Below are 18,645 nucleotides of genomic sequence, written 5' to 3' on the forward strand. Positions count from 1 at the left end.
CGCGCGTTTGTATATTCCCGCTACGGATGCCACATGCCCCATTCCGTATGACGTGCGCAGGATTGGCGGTGCGTCAATTGCGTCATGTCAAGCCCGTTTCCCCGCATTACCAAGCCTTCCTACAGGCCGGTAACGTTGAACCCTGTTAAGTTCAAAGACAATATTCTCCGCGGACGGGAACTCGATCGATGACGGAAAAAAAGGCTTCTGAGCAGGTCAAAGACGACGATGATCATCTGATTTCAGATGATCATCCGGTCCTGCAAAAAATTGAGGAAAACTACCCGCACGACATTCACCCGGGGCTTGTCCCTGGCATCTCGGTGGATGAGCAGCGCATTAAATACGGCACTGACAGACTCGTTTTTACTTTGGCTGCGGTGCTTATTCTGGGATTCATTGCCTGGGGTGTCATCTCCACCGACTCACTGAAAAGCGTTTCGGATGCCGCTTTGAGCTGGGTGGTCCAGAACACCGGATGGCTGTTCACCTCCTTGGTATCGCTGGTCCTGGTCTTCATGATCTTCCTGGGGTTCAGCAAATACGGCCGCATTCCCTTGGGTACCGATGGCGAGAAGCCGGAGTTTTCCAAGTTTTCCTGGATTGCCATGATGTTCTCAGCCGGCATGGGTATTGGGTTGTTCTTCTTCGGACCCTACGAGCCACTGACATACTTCATTACCCCGGCGCCCGGAACTGCTGAGCCGGAAACCTATGAAGCCATTCACAAGGCCATGGCACAAACCATCTTCCATTGGGGTCTGCATGCATGGGCGCTATACGCCCTCGTGGGCGCAGCGGTTGCCTACGGTGCGTATCGCCGCGGCAGGGTTCCTTTGATGAGCTCGATTTTCACCAGCCTGTTTGGGAAACGTCAAACAGAAGGTGTCCCGGGGCGTCTGATTGACATGTTTGCGATTGTCGCCACACTCTTCGGTACCGCAGCCTCGCTGGGCATCGGCGCACTTCAGGTGGGTCGCGGAGTTGAAATTGTCAGCGGCATAGGAAAACTTCCCAACGCGGGATTGATCGTCATTATTGCCATTCTGAGTGCCGCATTTGTGGCCTCAGCCGTGTCCGGTGTGGGACGCGGAATTCGTTGGCTTTCCAACATCAACATGTCACTGGCCCTGGTTCTGGCCACTTTCATTTTTGTTGCCGGACCCACCCTGTTCCTGCTGAACCTGGTGCCGGCTTCGTTGACCGAATACCTCTCTGAGTTACTGCACATGATGAGCAAGGGACCTTCATGGGGTCCTGAAGCAGCGGACTTCTCCGGCGCATGGACCGTCTTTTACTGGGCATGGTGGATCTCGTGGTCACCCTTCGTAGGAATCTTCCTTGCACGCATCTCCCGCGGGCGGACGCTGCGCGAATACGTGCTGTACGTGTTGGGTGTTCCCACAGTGGTGTGCGCACTTGCTTTCAGTGTCTTCGGTGGGACGTCCATGTGGCTGCGTATGAATGGCGCCGACATTGGTACCAATTCCTCACCACAGGACCTGTTCTTTGCCATGCTCGATCAGCTGCCGCTGGCGCAGCTCACTCCGTTCCTGGCCATGACCTGCGTTTCAATCTTCTTCATCACGTCCGCTGATTCGGCGTCCGTGGTGATGGGAATCCTGTCACAACGAGGCAAGGCGGAACCTGACAAGAAGGTTGTTGTGTTCTGGGGACTGGCAATGATGGGCATCGCCGTCGTTATGCTCCTTGTGGGTGGAAACACAGCATTGGAAGGCCTGCAAAACCTGATCATTGTCTCGGCATTGCCCTTTGCCATCATCTTGCTGCTCATGATGGTCGCCTTCGCCAAGGACTTGCACACGGATCCGATGATGATCCGGCAGGAGTTTGCAGAACAAGCCATCGAGAACGCTGTCAAGGCCGGAATTGATGAACACGGCGACGACTTTGCCCTCACCATTGAAAAGGCCGCAGTCGGGCATGGAGCCGGGGAGGACTTCAACTCCCACGGAAGCGACGTCACCGAGTGGTACCAACGCCATGATGAGGAAGGCGAGCCCGTCGACTACGACTACAAGGCGGGCGAATATGCCGACGGATGGGTGGCAGCAGATGCGGCAGTTCACGAGTCGCACGAACCAGCAACGGATCCGAAGCCGGCTCCAGAGCTGGATGCCGACCAGGAACCCGAACCGGATACGGGCCTTGTGAAGGCATAGCCCGCCCCATGCGGCTCCGCGGACATCGGTGCTAAGCCCGATCGCCGTAACAGGCTCGATCACCGAAAATCGGTGGTCGAGCCTGTCTGGGTGCCGACGCTGCTAGGGGTGCACGAGGATCTTCACGGCCGTGTCATTGTGGTTGATGAGCGTGTCAAAGCCCTTGTCGATCAATTCGTCCAACGCAATGCGGCCGGTGATGAACGGCTTGAGATCGATCTTCCCGTCTTGGACGAGCTTGATGACTGCCGGGTGGTCGCGTACGTAGGCGATGGTTCCGCGCAAGTCGATCTCCTTCAGCACGATCTTCTGCATGTCCACCGTTGCCGGACGGCCCCAGATCGAGACGTTGACCACCACTCCGGCGGGCTTGACGACGTCGAGCATGGAATCGAGCACGGCGTTCACGCCTGCGCATTCGAAGGCGCCGTCGGCACCCACGCCGTTGGTCAGTTCCAGAACCCGCGCTGTGACGTCCTCGTGGCTGGGATCCAGGACGTAATCGGCAACGCCTGAAGAAATGGCCTTGTCCTTCCTGGCTTGTGACAGCTCAGTGACGATGGTGGTCACGCCCATGCCCTTCAGCACGGCGGCCGTGAGCAGGCCGATGGGTCCGGCGCCTCCCACCACTGCGAAGTTGCCAGCCACCAGTCCGCCTCGAACCACAGCATGATGGGCCACGGCCAGAGGTTCAATCAGGGCGGCCTCATCCAGGGGGATGCTGCCCACGGGGTGAACCCAGCGGGCTTCCACCACGACCTTCTCGCTCAGGCCTCCACCACCGCCGGCCAAGCCGATGAAGCCCATCTTGGTGCAGAGGTTGTAATTTCCGGCCAGGCAGGGCGGGCACTCGTTGCAGACAAAGTACGGTTCGACGACGACGCTCTCACCCACGCGCAGGCCCTCCACGCCCTCAGCTATTTCCTCGATGGTGCCGGAGAATTCATGCCCCATGGTGACGGGCGCTTCCTCTGTGCTGAGCGGGTGCGGGTGGCCCGGGGCCGGGGTGAAGATGGGCCCTTCAAGAAATTCGTGCAGGTCAGTACCGCAAATGCCGCACCAGGCGATGGCAACCTTTACCGTTCCCGGGCGGAGCTCCGGCTCAGGAATGTCTTCAATTCGGAGGTCCTTTTGTGCGTGGAAACGTGCTGCTTTCATGACTTGCCACCTTGGGTTCGGTTTTACGAGGTAGATTTGAAGATCTGCCGGCTTCGGCATCAAAATTGACCATATCCCGGCAGCGCGGCTCTGGCATGGGGCTTTCGTCCCGACTATCGGTGCTTTCTGGGCGTCTCCGCCTGAATCCGGACAATAGCGGTCGGCACAGTGTGACGCGTGCACACGATGACGGATGTCTACATCTACACCGGCCGAAATCAGTCTCAAATGGTGTCCCGTATATAGCCCGTGGCAGCCGCAGTGATGGCTCGACGGTTCCATTCCGTCCGGATTTTCCGTTTATTGCCCCTTCAAGGTAGTCAGCCCGCCATGGCTTTGCCCAACGCGACTCGAATCCGCTTCTCGGACACGGAATAGGCCGTGCCCAGCTCCACCGCGAACAAGCTCACGCGGAGTTCCTCAATCATCCAGCGCACATGTTCAAGCGCAGCCGTGGACCGCTGCCCGGGCACCAAAGCTGCCATGGCGTCGTCGTACTCGTCTTCCAGCGCCTGCACGGCAGCCATCGACTGCCCGTCCCGCGCCACGTTGCTCGGCAGCTTTTCCAGCCGCCGCTCAATGGCGGTCAGATAGCGCGGCAGCTGGCTGAGCTGGGCAAAGCCGGTCTTGGCCACAAAACCAGGAAACACCAGCAGGTCCAACTGCTGGCGGATGTCGTTCAGGGCACTGATCAGCGGCAGGCTCGAGGAGGACTTCAATGCCTTGTCTATGCGCAGTTTGGACGCCAGGACACGTTCGACGACGGCCGTCACCGTGAACACCGAGTCAAAGAGTTCCGCCCTGACGACCTCATACAACGCATCAAAGTCTTGCCTGTTCCATGGCAGCTCGGCCGGAGTGAGCTTGTCGATCGTGGCCAGCGTGCAGTCGGCAATGAGCTCCGTGACGCTGCCATGTGGGTTCTGGCTGAAGGTGAGCTTTTCCTTGTTGCTCAAGTGATCCAGCACGTACCTGTCGGGAGAGGGCACGCGCAGGGCGAGCAGCCGGATCACGCCACCGCGCATGGCCAGATCCTGCGCCGCCTGACGCTGGAACACGCGGATTCCCGCAGTTTTCCCCTCGTCGACCAGTGCCGGGTAGCCGGTGACGGTGTGCCCCGAGACCAGGCGCTTGACCTCCCGCGGGAGTACGCCCACGGTCCAGTCGGTCAGCCCGGAGCGTTCGGCTATGCCTGAGGTGGTCTCCGCCGCCACTGTGCCCGGCCCGGTGGTCCCGGGACGGGACTTGCCAGTTTTGCTGGAGCCCCCTGGCGCAAGCGGTGTCCGCCCGGCCTGCGTCGTTTTCGGAGTTGCTCCGAGCGACTCGGCAATGGCTCGGCGGGTGGCACCGGCCAGCTTGGCCTGGAGATCGGAAAGGTCCTGGCCCTCCTCCAGTATGCGGCCGTTCTTGTCCACGACGGAAAACGTCATGCGCAGGTGAGTGGGCACGGCTTCCCAGTTCCAGGAGCCGGGCGGAATGATGTGCCCCTTGATCCGGCGCAGTGCCAGTTCAAGTGACGGCTCCAGCGCGTCCACCGACGGATCGAAGTCGGCCGCCAGTGCTGCGGCCGCCTGGCGAGCCACATCCGGTGCCGGGATGAAGTTCTTCCGCACTGCCTTCGGCAAAGACTTGATCAGCGCTGTGACCAGCTCGGCCCGCAGGCCGGGGATCTGCCACCTGAAAGGGGCTTCGTGCAGCTGGTTCAGGAACAGCAGCGGCACTTGGACACTCACGCCGTCGGACGGGTTGGGGGCCGAACCTGGAGCCGTGGGGTGGAACTCGTAGGACAGCGGCAGCTCAAACTCGCCCTGCATCCAGATCTTCGGGAATGCGGCCTCGTCGAGGGCGGGTTCCTCGGACATGACCACATGCGTGTCAAAGTCCAGCAGGGCCGGGTTCTGGTGCCGGGCGTCCTTCCACCACTTGTCAAAGTGCCGTTCGGAGACCACGTCCTGGCCGATGCGCTCATCGTAAAACTCAAAGAGCGTCTCGTCATCCACGCGCAGGTCGCGGCGGCGCATGCGGGTTTCCATTTCCTCGACCTCGGCCAGCACGGCCTGGTTGCGGTGGAAGAACTTGTGGTTGGTGTGCCAGTCACCCTCCACCAGGGCATGGCGGATAAACAGTTCGCGGCTGAGTTCCGGATCGATCCGCCCATAGTGGATGCGCCTGTCCGGCACAATCGGCACCCCGTAGAGGGTCACTTTCTCATGCGCCATGACCGAGCCCATCTTCTTGGACCAGTGCGGCTCGCTATACGTGCGCTTCACCAAGTCCGGGGCAACCTGCTCAGCCCACAACGGGTCAAACTTGGCCGCCACCCGGGCCCAGAGCCGGGACGTCTCCACCAGTTCGGCGGCCATGACCCAATCGGGCGACTTCTTGAACAGGGCTGAGCCCGGGAACACCATGAACTTCGTCCCGCGTGCTCCAGCGTATTCACGTTTGCGCTGGTCGTAGAGGCCGATGTGGCTCAGCAGCCCGGTCAGCAGCGACATGTGGATGGCGTCGTGGTTGGCCACTGGGTCAATGTCCTTGCCGGAGACCTTGATGTCCAGCGACTTGCCCATCTGCTTGAGCTGGGCGAACAGATCCTGCCACTCACGCACACGCAAATAGTTGATGAATTCGGCCTTGCACAGACGCCGGAACGCACTGGAGGAAAGCTCAGCCTGCTTTTCCTTGATGTAGCGCCACAGGTTCAAAAAGCCGGTGAAGTCCGAGTTCTCATCCTGGAACCGCTTGTGCTTTTCCGTGGCGATCTGTTGCTTGTCCGTGGGGCGTTCGCGCGGGTCCTGGATGGTCAGCGCTGCGGCGAGCACCATGACTTCGGCTGCCACGCCGCGTTTGGCGGCCTCCACGATCATCCGGCCGAGCCTCGGGTCCACGGGCAGTTGCGAGAGTTGGCGTCCGACGCCGGTGATCCCGCCTTGGGCATTCACGGCGCCCAGTTCACGCAGCAGCGTCACGCCGTCGGTGATGGCACGGGAATCCGGGGGCTGGACGAACGGGAACTTCTCCACGTCCTTGGGCCCCTTGGCCACGCCCATGGCCGTCATGGCCAGGATGACGGCGGCCAGGTTGGTGCGCAGGATTTCCGGGTCGGTGAACTCGCTGCGGGCGTTGAAGTCCTCTTCGGAGTAGAGACGGATGCAAATACCGTCCGAAACACGCCCGCAACGGCCCGAGCGCTGGTTCGCCGACGCCTGCGATACCCGCTCAATGGGCAGCCGCTGGACCTTCGTCCTGTGCGAGTAGCGGGAGATTCGGGCGGTGCCCGGGTCAATGACGTACTTGATTCCCGGCACTGTGAGGGATGTTTCAGCAACGTTCGTGGCTAACACGATGCGACGGCGGGAGCCCGGTGTGAACACGGCGTGCTGCTCGGCTAGTGAGAGGCGGGCAAACAAGGGCAGGATCTCGGCATTGCGCAGCCGCGGGTTTGTTTTAACACGGCCGTGCAGGGCGTCGGCGGCGTCGCGGATTTCACGCTCGCCGGAGAAGAAGATCAGGATGTCCCCGGGCGCTTCCTTGGACAGTTCATCCACGGCGTCGCACACGGCGTCCAGCGGGTCCCTGTCCTCTTCGCTGTTGCCGCCGTCCCGTTGCCGGTCGATGAAGCGACGGTCCGCAGCCGGGACGTGTTCGTCGTCGTCCCCATCATCTTCTTCAGCGCCGGATGCGGGGCCGGAGAGCGGGCGGTAACGGATGTCCACCGGGAAGGTGCGCCCGGAAACCTCGATGATGGGCGCCGGGCCGTCTGCGGACGAGAAGTGTGTGGCGAAGCGTTCGGGGTCGATCGTGGCCGAGGTGATGATGACCTTCAAGTCCGGGCGCTTGGGCAGGATCTGCCGCAGGTAGCCGAGGATGAAGTCGATGTTCAGGGAGCGCTCGTGGGCCTCGTCGATGATGATGACGGAGTATTTGCGCAGCAGGCGGTCGCGCTGGATTTCCGCCAGCAGGATGCCGTCGGTCATGAGCTTGATCTTCGTCTGCGGCCCCACGTGGCCGGTGAAGCGGACCTGAAAGCCCACCTCTTCGCCGATCTTCACGTCGAGTTCGCTGGCGATGCGTTCGGCGACAGTGCGCGCGGCCAGACGGCGCGGCTGTGTGTGGCCGATCAAGCCCTTCTCGGCCAGGCCCAGTTCCACGCACATTTTCGGGATCTGGGTGGTTTTTCCGGAGCCTGTTTCGCCGGCAATGATGGTGACCTGGTTGGCGGCGATGGCGGCCATGAGGTCCTCGCGGCGCTCCGAGACAGGGAGCGCGGGCGGGTAGCTGATAGTGAAAGTCATGGTGCCTTCCAGTTTAGGCGCTTCCCGTCTCCACGCTTGCGGCTCGAGCGGGTGCGTGGGCGTGCCTTCACCGCACATACGCAGGTTTTCTGCTCATGCGGAGGTTTCTTGCTACTTGCAAGCGGGCAAGGTGCGTTTATACGGCAGGGGGCCGGTTGCCCCGGCGCACTGCTGCGCGAATGCCCAGCGCTGATCTGGCTGCCAGGACAAGAATCACGACGCCGGTAAGTGCCAGTGCTGCTCCCACGGCGACCGTGGCCATGCCCCAGTCATGAACCGAGGACAACGCCGCCATGGCCTGCCCTGCGACGATGGCCGTGCCACCCAGATAGCCTAAGAGGATTCCCGTGGTGATCCTGATCAGCACACGGCTTGCAATCTCACGCCAGCAGCTGTCAAGGGCCGCCATTGCGGGGTTGGGCAGGGAAGCGTTCCTGGAAATACGTATATAGGCCAGCAAAGCCGATCCAGTCAAGAGCACGGCCACCACCAGCAGTGGCACTCCATAGAACCAGCCGGGATACGGGGTAGCCGCGGATGATCCGTCTGCGTTCACCAATCTCAGCACGCGGTGTCGGCCAAGTTCGTCAGGGGACGACGTCAAACCTGCAGCAACAATGAGAGCGGCGTACGCCAACAAAACGACGATGGGCAGGGCAAACGGCCAACGTGACGCGATCGTCCGTGCTTTGTGCGGAACTCCTGCGGTGCGGCCGCCGGTGGTTGCCGGTTTTTGCGACGGTAGTTGATGGGAACCCGGTGCCTTGGCCGTGGGGAGGGCCGAGAACAGCAGCAACCCGCCACTGGCCGACAACCCTGCTGTGAGGGCAAGTGGCAGCCCCACCTGTCCTGTCAGGCCGATCGAAGCGCGGAACAGGGCAAGGAACATGACCATGGCAAACACCAGGGCGGCCACCGCACGAATCTGGGCGGCGAGCATGGCCCTGTCTTCGGCATGTTTGGTCGACGCCGCGGAAGCCGGTCCGGTGCCCAGAGCGCGTTGTGGCTTCCGGCGAGAAATCCAGGATGCGACGGCGGAAACAGCCATGGCGGCGAGGAGCAGCCCAAGGGCCAGGGCAATCATGCGTGTCATGGAAAAGCCTTTCGGGTACTGCCCAAGTGTGGCAGGACAGGCCATTGCCGGGTTAATTCACGCACGTACTTCAAACATTGAAACGGTGGCTTTGGAATGGGCCAGATGTTTCTTGCGGTACGCACGCCGCGCCCAGGGTGGGACTTGAGAGCCAAGGCTCGTGACCGACGTCGCACTGGGACTGAAGACTGGAAAGATGGAGGAAGGACATTGGAAACCTTCGCGCTCGCAGGCCGGAAATTTCAGCTCAGGAAAGCAGTTGAGTCCAGTGCCCTCGAAGACCGGCCCCCTTACGACGCGGCGCATCGGGCTATTGACGCAGATCCGGCACATTGGCTGTGTGTGGTGGACGATCCTGACGGTGCCGTGGTGGCAACAATGCAGCTCACGAGCGACAATTCACGCACCGATGCACACAGCTTCTACGATTGCCTCGGGTTTAGCCGCTCTCATGCCGGATTCAAGCTGCAACTGGGGTAGAGCTTGGCGCATGTGGATGAGGAAAATTGTTATCCACAATTTGGCTGCGGGGCCTGTTTTCCAGGTTGAATGTCCGTGGTATTTCGTAGAATGGGAGTATCAAAGGATGTTGGAGTAACCGTACAAAGTTTCTCTTTTGGTTACTGGGAACTCTCGCTGGACGGACAGGGAGGTGGGAGGCATGGCAACACGGGAATGGTTCTTTACCAGCTCCGGTGATGCGTCCGGTGGCAACGGAGCGCCCCGAGGGGAGACTGCTGTGCAAGCGAACGGCGGTGCTGCTGTGGTTCCGTGTGAGTCTTTGTTGGTGGCGGGTGCCAGCGCACTGGAACAGTGCCAGAACTTTTTCAACCCAGTGGTCTTGGCGCAGCTTGATGCGGCCCTGGCGGGTGAACTTGCCCAACAAGCCCGGAACCAGGCGGATGAATCTGCCTGTGCGGTGGAGCAGGCAATCCGAGAGGGGCGCAGCACCGCAGGATTGGCCCATTTTGCCCGGAAGTCGTCTAGAGATAAGTCGGCCGCCACGAAGGCAGATGCACAGGCATCCCTTGCCTCAACCGTCGTCACGTCTCTTGGCGGAACTATTGCGGAACGTGGATTCGACCCTTCTGTGGTGGACCAGGTCAACGGCGCCGCCCTGATTGATGTGATCGAGCGCCTTGAACAAGTGAAAAACGCCATGTCGGCTGTGCAGGCGTACGCCCAAACAATATTCGTCGCCCAGCAGCGGCTTTCCCAGGCCAGGCTGGGGGTGCCCAAGGAAAAACTGGGCACCGGGGTTGCCGCACAAGTGGCGCTGGCTCGGCACGAATCCGCACACCGCGGACGGCAGCTGTGTGAACTTGCCGAAGTCCTGGTGCGGGAGATGCCCTGCAGCATGCACGCCTTCGCGACTGGAAAGATCAACGAGTACCGGGCGTCACTGGTAGCCAGGGAAACCGTGTTTCTGTCCTTGGCGGACCGTGCGCGCGTTGACCAGGTTGTCTGCGGCGACCCGGACGCCGCTGCGCTCCTGGGCAGCCGTGAATTGGCTGCGGCCAGCAGGAATACCGCCTATGGGCTTGATCCGGAGGCGTTCGTGAAGCGACATGAAAAGGCGGTTGGCGACCGTTATGTCTCACTTCGTCCGGCGGCAGACGGCATGACGTTTTTGACGGCGTTGATCCCGCTGAAACAGGGGGTGCGGATTCTCGCCACCCTGACGCGGGTTGCGGACAGCGCCAAAGCCTCGGGCGACCAGCGCGGGAAGGGCCAACTCATGGCCGATGCACTCATGCATCGCCTCATCCAGCACGCCCCCTGTGATGAGGGGGCGGGAACGCTCAGCGATCACCGAGGCATGCCAGTGGGAACCGGGAATGGAGCGGGGGCAGGGAATAGAGCGGGTGGAGAGCGTGCGGATGGATCGCGTGCGGGCGGTGGCAAGAGTAGCGGCGACGCCTCAGACACCTCCAAGACTGCGGCCGCTGCAGCGGCCGCAGAAGGTCACCGAGAGCCGGTTCAGGATGGCCGCACCGGGGCTTCGCGGGAGCCGTGGTGCACCACGGTGAACGAGCCGGACATTGCCCTTGAGCTGGTCATGACCGACCGTTCCCTGTTCGGCAGCGAAAACGATCCGGCAGTGCTTGTGGGATATGAAGCCATCCCGGCGCCGTTGGCCCGCGAGATGATTCTTGGCGGCTGCAATGGCAGTGGGCATGGCAGCGCTGATTGTCGTGGAGATGGCAACAAATCTCGAGTATGGCTGAAAAGATTGTTCACTCATCCGGAGAGTAATTCGCTTCTGGCCATGGACTCGAGAGGAAGACTCTTCCCGGAGGGAATGAAGGAATTCCTTCGGGTACGGGACCAGCGCTGCCAAACTCCCTACTGCGACGCTCCCATCAGGGAGTATGACCACATCAAGGCCTATGCGGCGGGCGGACCCACGACGACTGACAATGGGCAAGGGCTGTGCACTGCCTGCAACCAGGCGAAGGAAGCTCCCGGCTGGTCTTCGCAACGGGACAGCCACCCCAGCACGGGCTTGCCGAGCACTGACGTGGGCACACCAACAGGCCATCGCTACATTTCCACCGCACCGCCCCTGCCTGGACACTCCGGCCGTAAACCCAGTCGCAGGGCCAACAGGCGGTGCTGAAGTGTAATTCATTCATGTGCAATTCTCGGCTATGCCAAGCGGACTGCCCGCATGACCTCGTCATGGACGGTGATGGAGGCGCCGTCGTGTCCCTTGTCCAGCCTGGGCCGGGATTCGGCAACTTCAACCCTCCACCGGGCGGGTTCCAGCTTGGCGGCGACTTCACTGGCCGTGAAGAAGAGCTCTGGATTGTCGGGGCGGTGTGCTCCGGCAAGAACGTCCGACGCCGAGTGCCCCACAATCAGCAGGGTGCCGTTGGCGGCAACAGCCGCGGCAAGGCGGTCGTACACGCGCTCGCGGTCGTTCCGCGGAAGGTGCATGAATTGGACGTTGACCAAGTCAAAGGAGGATGGCGGGGGAGCCCACAGCAAAAGGTCATGGTGCTCCCACATGATGGAACCGGGCAGTGTCAACGAAGCAGCATGGTCGCGGGCCCGACGCAGGGCAACACTCGAAATGTCGACGCCGGTCACCTGCCATCCCTGCTCGGCCAGCCACACGGAGTCGGCACCTTCTCCGCAGCCAACGTCAAGCGCCGTCTTTCGCGCAGCGGTGGAGGTTGTGTTCGGCCCTGAGGTCTCGGCCACCAGCTGCGGATTGGGGTTCCCGCTCCATACGGAGCCCTTGCCACCGTAGCGCTCATCCCAAAACTCTTCATCAAAAGCCCGTGTCATGGGTACAGGCTATACCGGTGCAATATTCCCTTGGCCGCTGCAGCTGGCCATGCTCCTTGCTGAAATTCAGCGAGGAGCTCCAGGGTTTCCTCCGGTTCCCACTTGGCGGAGGCCACATTCATAGGCCAGCACCACAGCCTGAACCCTGTCCCGCAGTCCAAGCTTGGCCAATATTCGGGTGACATGAGTTTTTACTGTCGTCTCACCCAGATAGAGTTCGGCGCCTATCTCGGAGTTAGACAGCCCTCTGGCTAGTGCCGTGAAGACGTCCAGCTCACGTGGTGTGAGGTTGCGGAGCACGACCGGTATGCCCTCAACTGCTGGGGCTCTTGCCACAAACGACTCGACCAACCGCCTTGTCACTGACGGGGCGAAAAGCACTTCACCGCTGTGGCAGGCAAGGATGGCCCTGATGAGCGCATCCGGCGGTGTGGTCTTGAGTAGAAATCCGCTGGCACCGGCGCGCAGTGACGCGTACACATATTCGTCCAGATCAAACATGGTGAGCATCAAAACCTTGCTGGACAGCCCCTCTTTGGTGATCCGCGCCAGACCTTCCAAACCATCAACCCCTGGCATCTGGATGTCCATGAGCACCACATCTGCCCGGTGGCGCTTTGCCAGCGCAGCTGCCATGCCGCCGTCGTGCGCCACCCCGACCACTTCGATGCCGGGAGCTGTGGCGAGGATGGCTTGAAGTCCGGCCCGGATCAGGTCCTGGTCGTCGGCAATGACCACGGTGATGGGAGTCATGCGTCCCCCTGCTGCAATGGTTCTGGCTCAGCTGGCAGCACCGCGACGAGCTGGAAGCCCGACGCCGGAGCCTCGCCTTGGGCCGTCCGGCCCGCCGCTGTGCTGGGTGCGGCAGTGTCGTGAACTGGTCCGGAGCGGAGTGTGCCCCCTGAGCTGCTGACCAATTCGTGCAGTCCCTGCAACCCAAATCCCGTTCCACCTCCTGGCGTTGCCGCCGTTGTGGTCCGGCTGTTGTCCACGGTGATGATGCAGCTGCCGTCGCTGCTGGTGACGATGGAGATGGTGACCGGACTGCCGGGTGCGTGCCGGGCGGCGTTGAACAAGGCTTCCCTCATGATCCTGTAGGCAACTGCTGCATGCCGCTGCGGAACGGGGTTGACATGTCCCAGGGTGACAGTGGTTCCGGCCGCGGCCACTTGGTCCATCACGCTCTGCAGGCTTTGCAGTGCGGATCGTTTTGGTGGTTCCACGGTGTTGGCCTTCAGGACGGTCAGCCCCCGCCCCGCACTGCGGCCAATGTCCAAGACCAGTTCCAAGGCAGCGCGTGCAGCTTCTGGATTCCTTTCATGCATCGCCAGCGCTGCGTTTGATTGAATGACCATGGCTCCCACGGCATGGCTGGCCGCATCATGGACGCTCCTGGCCAATTCCAGCCGGCCCGCGGCGAGCGTTGCATCAAAGCTGCTGGTGAAACGGAGCTGTAGCTGGCCCATTTCCGTCAAGGCGTCTTGCTCGGCGCGCCCGTGCACGTGCCAGGCGTGGGCGGCGAAAGCCGTGAACCCCAACAAGGCCAAGTTGAAGGGCAAATTTGCGGCACCCCCGGTACTCTCCGCAGCCAAAGCCAGCAAAAGCACAGCTGCCAGAAACGCTGCGCCGATGCGGGCCAGTATGCGACCATCCGCGATGGCACACCAGACGGCCACAACACAACTGATGCCCAGCGCCAGCCCTTCAGGAAGAGCGGTTCCGGTGAAGGCGCACAACGCCAGTGCTGCTGCGATCACTGCACACGTGGCAGTCGCGTTGCGTTCGCGCAGCGTGAGGGCGGCGGCAACAACAAGGGCAGTCACGAGGCCAATAGCGGCGATCTTCTGTGCGAGCATGATGGTTTCCACTGCAAGCAGCCCTCCAACGATCAGGCTGGGCGCCAGCCAGGTCAGAGTTCTGGGCCGGAGCAGCTGCCTGATGCGTGGTTGTTTCTGCAGAGCTTCCTGCTGCTTCTTCTGCGACGATCCGCGCTTCTGCGACAAACAGCGATCAAGAGTGTTTTCCTGTGGCCCGGTGGCTTTTACACCAGCGCGCAAATCAACGAGGAGGGTTTTGAGTCTGCCCACTGCCTCGGTGCCGAGGGTCGTGATCCGTGTGATGTCCGCAGTCTGGAGGGTGCGGGCCGCATGTGCCGCCGCCCTGCACATCGCATCAATGGAGGACCCGATGACCGCCAACGACTCCTCGGCCACCGCCGACGTTTCAGCGTCCACCTGCATGCGGGCCAGCTGCACAGGGTTCTGCACACCCAGCCGCGCAGTGTTGGCGACTACTTGCGCGGAAGCCTTGAAACGGCGTCGTACCAGTCTGCCGAACACGTAGCCTGCGATGTACAAAAAGGCACCAAAGACGGCACCGCCGGGGGACGCCCCCGCTCCGGGCAGTGCCGTTGCCGCCAACAGGAGAGGGACAGCCAGAAGACCTGAAGCATCAGCCAGGAAGCGCCCATTGGAATAGACAATGAGCAGGGAAGCCACCATGGGGGCGGGGTTTTCCGTGGGAATGCCAGCCCCGAGGGTAGCTGCGTAGGCGGCGCCGCCAAGCGCGGCGCCGAGCAGCGGAGCTGGCCTGGAGATCCAGGTGGCAGCCGCCCATGCCAGCGCCAAACAGGAGACGGTCCACCACGGTGGGTCCTGCGGTGCGGCGGCAAGAAAGCAGGCAGTCCACAAACCTGCAGCTGTCGCCAGCAGCCCTTGTTCGCGGGAACACCAAAGCCCACCCATGTCCTGAGGATACGGTGCTTGCGGGCAATTCTCGACCTACTTTTGGACGACCCGGCCGTGCCCTTGAGTCGGAGCCGCAACGTTCGTTGGAGGACGTGTCCAGTGCGTGAAGGTGGACTACTTCAGCGAGCGGAAATCGCAGACTGGAGCCACGGGCCTGGTGGAGCCTTCACCTCCCAACAATTCGGTCCCAAGGAACATCCAGGAAAGTCCAGATCAAGGAAGATGATATGAAACGGCAAATGATTTCTCCAGCAGCACCCACAATCCAGCTCGGTAGCGGCCGCATGGTGGTTGCTGCAGCGTGGATGATTGTGTGCACTGCGGTTCTGCTGGTGGCAGCAGATCTATTGCGCATGATGGCGGATTCCAGTGGCGCCATTACCGGAACCATTGACTCCAATGCAGGTGCGGCTTCCATGGAAGCGTCACTGGCTTCCATCGCCAATAATCCGGGCGTACATGGGGCAGCCACAGTGCTGACATTCTTAACAGCGTTTGTTGCCGTACCAGCGGTGCTGCTCGGCTGGCGGCTGTGTGTGAACGCCACCCCGGTTCTGGCTTGGATCACGGCAACTGTGGGGCTGCTCTTTGTCTTTGGACGTGTCATCCACTCCGTCACGGCCTTTGCGCTCCCACTAATCCTGGCGCAAACCATGCCCGCGGATCAGGCAGGCCAGCTGTATCAAGAGATCAACCTGCATTGGTCAAGCGCTCTGGTCATCATCCCCACCATTGTCGGCATTGCGCTCTGGTTCCCTCTGCTGGCCGTGGCGCTGTACCGGGCGCACGTGATCCCGTTGCTGGCGATGATCTCTGTTCTGGTGGGCACAGTTGTCCTGCTGGTGCTGGGCAGCTCATACCTGGCCACGCCGATCTTCGGGGTGCTGACGGTGGCCGGGCTGCTGCCGGTGGTGAGTTCAGCTGGCAATGCCCACAAAGATGCAGGAGCGGCCGCTGTTTTAGCGGCCGCCGCAGCGAATTAGGGTTGCTTTCACGCGGGCATATCCGGCAGGGCCTGGTGTGTGGCAATGGCGAGCCGGTTCCACACGTTGATGGCCGCGATGGCCATCAACAGCATCGGCATTTCCTTCTCCTGGAAGTGTGCGCTGGCGGCCTTCCAGACATGGTCCGGGACGCCGTCGGCACTGATCATGGTGACGGCTTCGGTGAGGGCGATGGCGGCCTGTTCACGTTCGGTATAGAGGGCGGTGGCTTCGCGCCAGCCAGCTAGGACGTCCAACTTGCGCTGGTCGACGTTGGCAGCTCGCGCTTCCTTGGCGTGCATGTCAAGACAGTAGGCGCAGCCGTTGATTTGAGAGGCCCGAATCTTCACCAGGGCCAGTAAGTCTTCGCCGAGGGGGCCGCCGTGGATGTACTTTTCCATGGCGAACATGGGCTGGTATGCGTGGGGGTCGACCTGTTGGATGTTCATGCGCTCGGTGGTCATGATGCTGCCTCTTTTTTCTCTAGCGAACCTTGTTGAATTTATTGTGAAATATTCCCCATGGGTTCCATTTCAGCTTCTCGCTCTTGGGAAATTTGCGCAAGGTGCGGGCATTGCGGACTGCCGATCGGCTTAGGGGTGCTTCGTTTGCTTGATCAGGTCCTGATACCAGTAGTACGAATCCTTCGGTGTGCGCATTTGTGTTTCATAGTCCATATGCACCAACCCGAAGCGCTGGGAGAAGCCGGCCGCCCACTCAAAGTTGTCCAAGAGTGACCAGTGGAAGTAACCGCGAACATCAACACCGGCATTCATGGCGTCTTTGAGCGCACGCAGGTGGGACTCGGTGTAATCGATCCTGCGCTGGTCCCGCACCCGTCCGTCGCTGTCCGGGCCGTCATTGAAGGCGGCTCCGTTCTCGGTGATGTAGATGGGAGGGAGATTGTCCCCGTAGCGTTCCTTGAATCCCACGAGCAGTTCCGTGAACGCCTCGGGAACAACAGGCCAGTCAAAGTCCGTGCGTGGGTACCCAACAAGTTCCCGCAGTGAGAACGGCAGGGAGGCATCCAGCGCATGGCCGTCGACGAGGGCGGCGTCCCCGGAAGAGGGCGCCCCAACGAGCGTGGGATTGTAGGAATTGATGCCGTACCAGTCGATGGGTGTGGAGATGGTGACCATGTCGGACTCCGGCACGGTCGGCAGGAAAGGTGCCAGCTCCGGGGGATAGGCTCCCCTCAGGATGGGGTCGGCGAAAATCCAGTTGGTGATGTTGTCGTACAGTCCCGCCGCCTGCCGGTCTTCTGCGCTGTTGCTGGCTGGCCAGGTCACGGCATGGTTGTTGGCGATGCCAATATTGGATGCCCCGCTGGAGCGCAGGGCTTGGACGCCGAGTCCGTGCGCGAGCAACAGGTTGTGCGCTGCCGGGAGCGCGGCAAAGCCCAGTTCGAGTCCCGGGGCGTGGATCCCTGCACCATAGCCAAGCATGGTCAGTACCACCGGCTCATTGATGGTGATCCAGCGCAGGATACGGTCGGCAAAATGCTCGCCGACGATCTGCGCATACTCGCCAAAGCGCTCGGCAGTGTCCCGGTTCAGCCAGCCACCGGCCTGTTCCAGTTCCAGCGGGGTGTCCCAGTGGAACAACGTGGGGCTGGGGGCGATACCAGCTTCGAGCAGGCCGTCGACGAGCCTGTCGTAAAAGCCCAGCCCTGCCGGGTTCACCGGCCCGGTGCCACCGGGTTGGATGCGCGGCCAAGCGAAACTGAAGCGATAGGAATCAACGCCCAGCTCCTTCATGAGGTGGATGTCTTCCGGATAGCGGTGGTAGTGGTCGCAGGCAATGTCCCCGGTGTCCCCACCCAGCACTCGTCCGGCCTCGGCCACGAATGCGTCCCAACTGGAGGGGCCCCTGCCATCCTCAGCAACGGCGCCTTCGATCTGGTAGGAGGCGGTGGAGACGCCCCATGTAAAGTCGGATGGAAAACTTGGGAACGCCGGCTTGTCCATGGAGACCTTTCGTTGCTGCATTGCACACGGTTCATTGACTTCCTTGGCCGCGAGCTTCACGGATGGGACCAAGGAAGTCAAGGGACGCCGTCGTGCCTGGATATGAGACCGTCGACTTCAGCCGCGGGCCACCCACTGTGCATCAGAGAGCCGCAGCGCAGCCGCCGCCAGAAGTCCCAGCCCGATTGTTTCCACGATTCCGCCGGAGACGGCAAACCATTCAGTGCCCACAATCAGCCCCGTGATGTGCAGGACAGGCCACGCAATGATCAGTGCCCCGGTGATCCACGGAAGTTGCCGGCTCAGGAGTACGGCGAAGCCCAACAGCAAGGTGCCCACCAGATTTCCAGCCACGAACAGGAGGAAGAAAGGCAGCCCGGCCGGATAGTCCTCGCTCGCATCGATGGCGGCGCCTGCATCAACGCCCTGAACCGCAAGCGCGATCTCCAAGAACGTGATGGCCACTATGCCCACGTAGGCCATGTAACCTGCCGCCATGAGCAGGCCGGCGGCCAGTGAAAGCTTCGGACGGGTGGGCCGCAGAACACGCAGGGCGGCAGGAATGCCTGCCACGATGAGCATGGAGCCGACCATCGCCAACGCAATGCAGATCCGCCAGGCTGATGTGTTGGAGGAATAGAGCTCCAGCGCGCCGGCCCCGGTCTGGTCGCTGCCGCCATCCATCGTGCCCAGGGCGTAGACGGTGTTGGCTGCAACCTGAAGCAAAATCCCGACTGGCAGGGCCATGGCTGTGGCCGTGCGACGGAACCGCACCGTCGGGTCACGGCGCAACGTCGTCTGCTCGGCAGTTGTGACAACTGATGCATTCATGATGCGCTCCTTCTCTGGCAGCCCCGTGCCATTCCATGGCGGGCGGGCTGGAATTTTAGGCCCACACTTTGGTGGGTTGCTCCGAGCCTGTTGC

Annotated in this window: 13 protein-coding genes; 4 read left to right on the plus strand and 9 right to left on the minus strand. The window is 61.6% G+C overall.

Annotated elements, in window-relative coordinates; all coding sequences use genetic code 11:
• The first annotated feature begins 188 nt into the window (after window positions 1–188).
• Complete coding sequence (locus Q4P21_RS00605; RefSeq protein ID WP_303386927.1) at window positions 189–2,183, plus strand: BCCT family transporter; 1,995 nt, start codon at window positions 189–191, stop codon at window positions 2,181–2,183.
• Between the two features lie 102 nt (window positions 2,184–2,285).
• Here the strand turns inward: Q4P21_RS00605 and Q4P21_RS00610 are convergent, their stop codons facing one another.
• The 3 genes from Q4P21_RS00610 to Q4P21_RS00620 all read right to left on the minus strand — a co-directional run bounded on the left by Q4P21_RS00610 (window position 2,286) and on the right by Q4P21_RS00620 (window position 8,729).
• Window positions 2,286–3,341, minus strand: a complete 1,056-nt coding sequence (locus Q4P21_RS00610) for a 2,3-butanediol dehydrogenase (RefSeq protein ID WP_303386928.1) — start codon at window positions 3,339–3,341, stop codon at window positions 2,286–2,288.
• A 320-nt stretch (window positions 3,342–3,661) separates the two neighbouring features.
• Window positions 3,662–7,636 carry an ATP-dependent RNA helicase HrpA gene (gene hrpA, locus Q4P21_RS00615; protein ID WP_303386929.1) on the minus strand — a complete coding sequence of 1,325 codons (3,975 nt, stop codon included), beginning with the start codon at window positions 7,634–7,636 and terminating at the stop codon, window positions 3,662–3,664.
• Window positions 7,637–7,772: 136 nt separating this feature from the next.
• Window positions 7,773–8,729: a hypothetical protein gene (locus Q4P21_RS00620; RefSeq protein WP_303386930.1), complete on the minus strand. Its 957-nt coding sequence runs from the start codon at window positions 8,727–8,729 to the stop codon at window positions 7,773–7,775.
• A gap of 210 nt (window positions 8,730–8,939) precedes the next feature.
• Between Q4P21_RS00620 and Q4P21_RS00625 the strand changes: the two genes are divergently transcribed.
• Window positions 8,940–9,209 carry a hypothetical protein gene (locus Q4P21_RS00625; RefSeq protein WP_303386931.1) on the plus strand — a complete coding sequence of 90 codons (270 nt, stop codon included), beginning with the start codon at window positions 8,940–8,942 and terminating at the stop codon, window positions 9,207–9,209.
• 181 nt (window positions 9,210–9,390) lie between these two features.
• Window positions 9,391–11,349 (plus strand): HNH endonuclease signature motif containing protein, encoded by a 1,959-nt coding sequence (locus Q4P21_RS00630; RefSeq protein WP_303386932.1) that lies wholly within the window; start codon window positions 9,391–9,393, stop codon window positions 11,347–11,349.
• Between the two features lie 29 nt (window positions 11,350–11,378).
• On the opposite strand, the gene Q4P21_RS00635 is transcribed toward Q4P21_RS00630, so the two are convergent.
• The 3 genes from Q4P21_RS00635 to Q4P21_RS00645 form a co-directional block, all read right to left on the minus strand.
• On the minus strand, window positions 11,379–12,023 hold the full coding sequence (locus Q4P21_RS00635) for a bifunctional 2-polyprenyl-6-hydroxyphenol methylase/3-demethylubiquinol 3-O-methyltransferase UbiG (protein ID WP_303386933.1): 645 nt from the start codon (window positions 12,021–12,023) through the stop codon (window positions 11,379–11,381).
• A 66-nt stretch (window positions 12,024–12,089) separates the two neighbouring features.
• Window positions 12,090–12,776: a response regulator transcription factor gene (locus Q4P21_RS00640; protein ID WP_303386934.1), complete on the minus strand. Its 687-nt coding sequence runs from the start codon at window positions 12,774–12,776 to the stop codon at window positions 12,090–12,092.
• Complete coding sequence (locus tag Q4P21_RS00645; RefSeq protein WP_303386935.1) at window positions 12,773–14,767, minus strand: sensor histidine kinase; 1,995 nt, start codon at window positions 14,765–14,767, stop codon at window positions 12,773–12,775. The genes Q4P21_RS00640 and Q4P21_RS00645 overlap by 4 nt, the downstream gene beginning before the upstream one ends.
• Before the next feature lie 230 nt (window positions 14,768–14,997).
• Between Q4P21_RS00645 and Q4P21_RS00650 the strand changes: the two genes are divergently transcribed.
• Window positions 14,998–15,753 (plus strand): hypothetical protein, encoded by a 756-nt coding sequence (locus Q4P21_RS00650; RefSeq protein WP_303386936.1) that lies wholly within the window; start codon window positions 14,998–15,000, stop codon window positions 15,751–15,753.
• An 8-nt stretch (window positions 15,754–15,761) separates the two neighbouring features.
• Here Q4P21_RS00650 and Q4P21_RS00655 read toward each other — a convergent pair whose 3' ends face one another.
• From Q4P21_RS00655 to Q4P21_RS00665, 3 genes are all read right to left on the minus strand, one after another.
• Window positions 15,762–16,217, minus strand: a complete 456-nt coding sequence (locus Q4P21_RS00655; protein ID WP_303386937.1) for a carboxymuconolactone decarboxylase family protein — start codon at window positions 16,215–16,217, stop codon at window positions 15,762–15,764.
• 129 nt (window positions 16,218–16,346) lie between these two features.
• Window positions 16,347–17,741 carry a GH1 family beta-glucosidase gene (locus Q4P21_RS00660; RefSeq protein WP_303386938.1) on the minus strand — a complete coding sequence of 465 codons (1,395 nt, stop codon included), beginning with the start codon at window positions 17,739–17,741 and terminating at the stop codon, window positions 16,347–16,349.
• Between the two features lie 96 nt (window positions 17,742–17,837).
• Window positions 17,838–18,551, minus strand: a complete 714-nt coding sequence (locus Q4P21_RS00665) for a hypothetical protein (protein WP_303386939.1) — start codon at window positions 18,549–18,551, stop codon at window positions 17,838–17,840.
• Window positions 18,552–18,645 lie beyond the last annotated feature (94 nt).

This window comes from Arthrobacter sp., assembly GCF_030540645.1.
Taxonomy (GTDB): domain Bacteria; phylum Actinomycetota; class Actinomycetes; order Actinomycetales; family Micrococcaceae; genus Specibacter.

Excerpts from the sequence above, each read along its gene's own strand:
- Q4P21_RS00650 (WP_303386936.1), top strand. The coding sequence starts at position 14,998 with ATGAAACGGCAAATGATTTCTCCAGCAGCACCCACAATCCAGCTCGGT.
- Q4P21_RS00640 (WP_303386934.1), bottom strand. The coding sequence starts at position 12,776 with ATGACTCCCATCACCGTGGTCATTGCCGACGACCAGGACCTGATCCGG.
- Q4P21_RS00620 (WP_303386930.1), bottom strand. The coding sequence starts at position 8,729 with ATGACACGCATGATTGCCCTGGCCCTTGGGCTGCTCCTCGCCGCCATG.
- Q4P21_RS00645 (WP_303386935.1), bottom strand. The coding sequence starts at position 14,767 with ATGGGTGGGCTTTGGTGTTCCCGCGAACAAGGGCTGCTGGCGACAGCT.
- Q4P21_RS00635 (WP_303386933.1), bottom strand. The coding sequence starts at position 12,023 with ATGACACGGGCTTTTGATGAAGAGTTTTGGGATGAGCGCTACGGTGGC.
- Q4P21_RS00660 (WP_303386938.1), bottom strand. The coding sequence starts at position 17,741 with ATGCAGCAACGAAAGGTCTCCATGGACAAGCCGGCGTTCCCAAGTTTT.
- Q4P21_RS00605 (WP_303386927.1), top strand. The coding sequence starts at position 189 with ATGACGGAAAAAAAGGCTTCTGAGCAGGTCAAAGACGACGATGATCAT.
- Q4P21_RS00655 (WP_303386937.1), bottom strand. The coding sequence starts at position 16,217 with ATGACCACCGAGCGCATGAACATCCAACAGGTCGACCCCCACGCATAC.
- Q4P21_RS00630 (WP_303386932.1), top strand. The coding sequence starts at position 9,391 with ATGGCAACACGGGAATGGTTCTTTACCAGCTCCGGTGATGCGTCCGGT.
- Q4P21_RS00665 (WP_303386939.1), bottom strand. The coding sequence starts at position 18,551 with ATGAATGCATCAGTTGTCACAACTGCCGAGCAGACGACGTTGCGCCGT.
- Q4P21_RS00610 (WP_303386928.1), bottom strand. The coding sequence starts at position 3,341 with ATGAAAGCAGCACGTTTCCACGCACAAAAGGACCTCCGAATTGAAGAC.
- hrpA (WP_303386929.1), bottom strand. The coding sequence starts at position 7,636 with ATGACTTTCACTATCAGCTACCCGCCCGCGCTCCCTGTCTCGGAGCGC.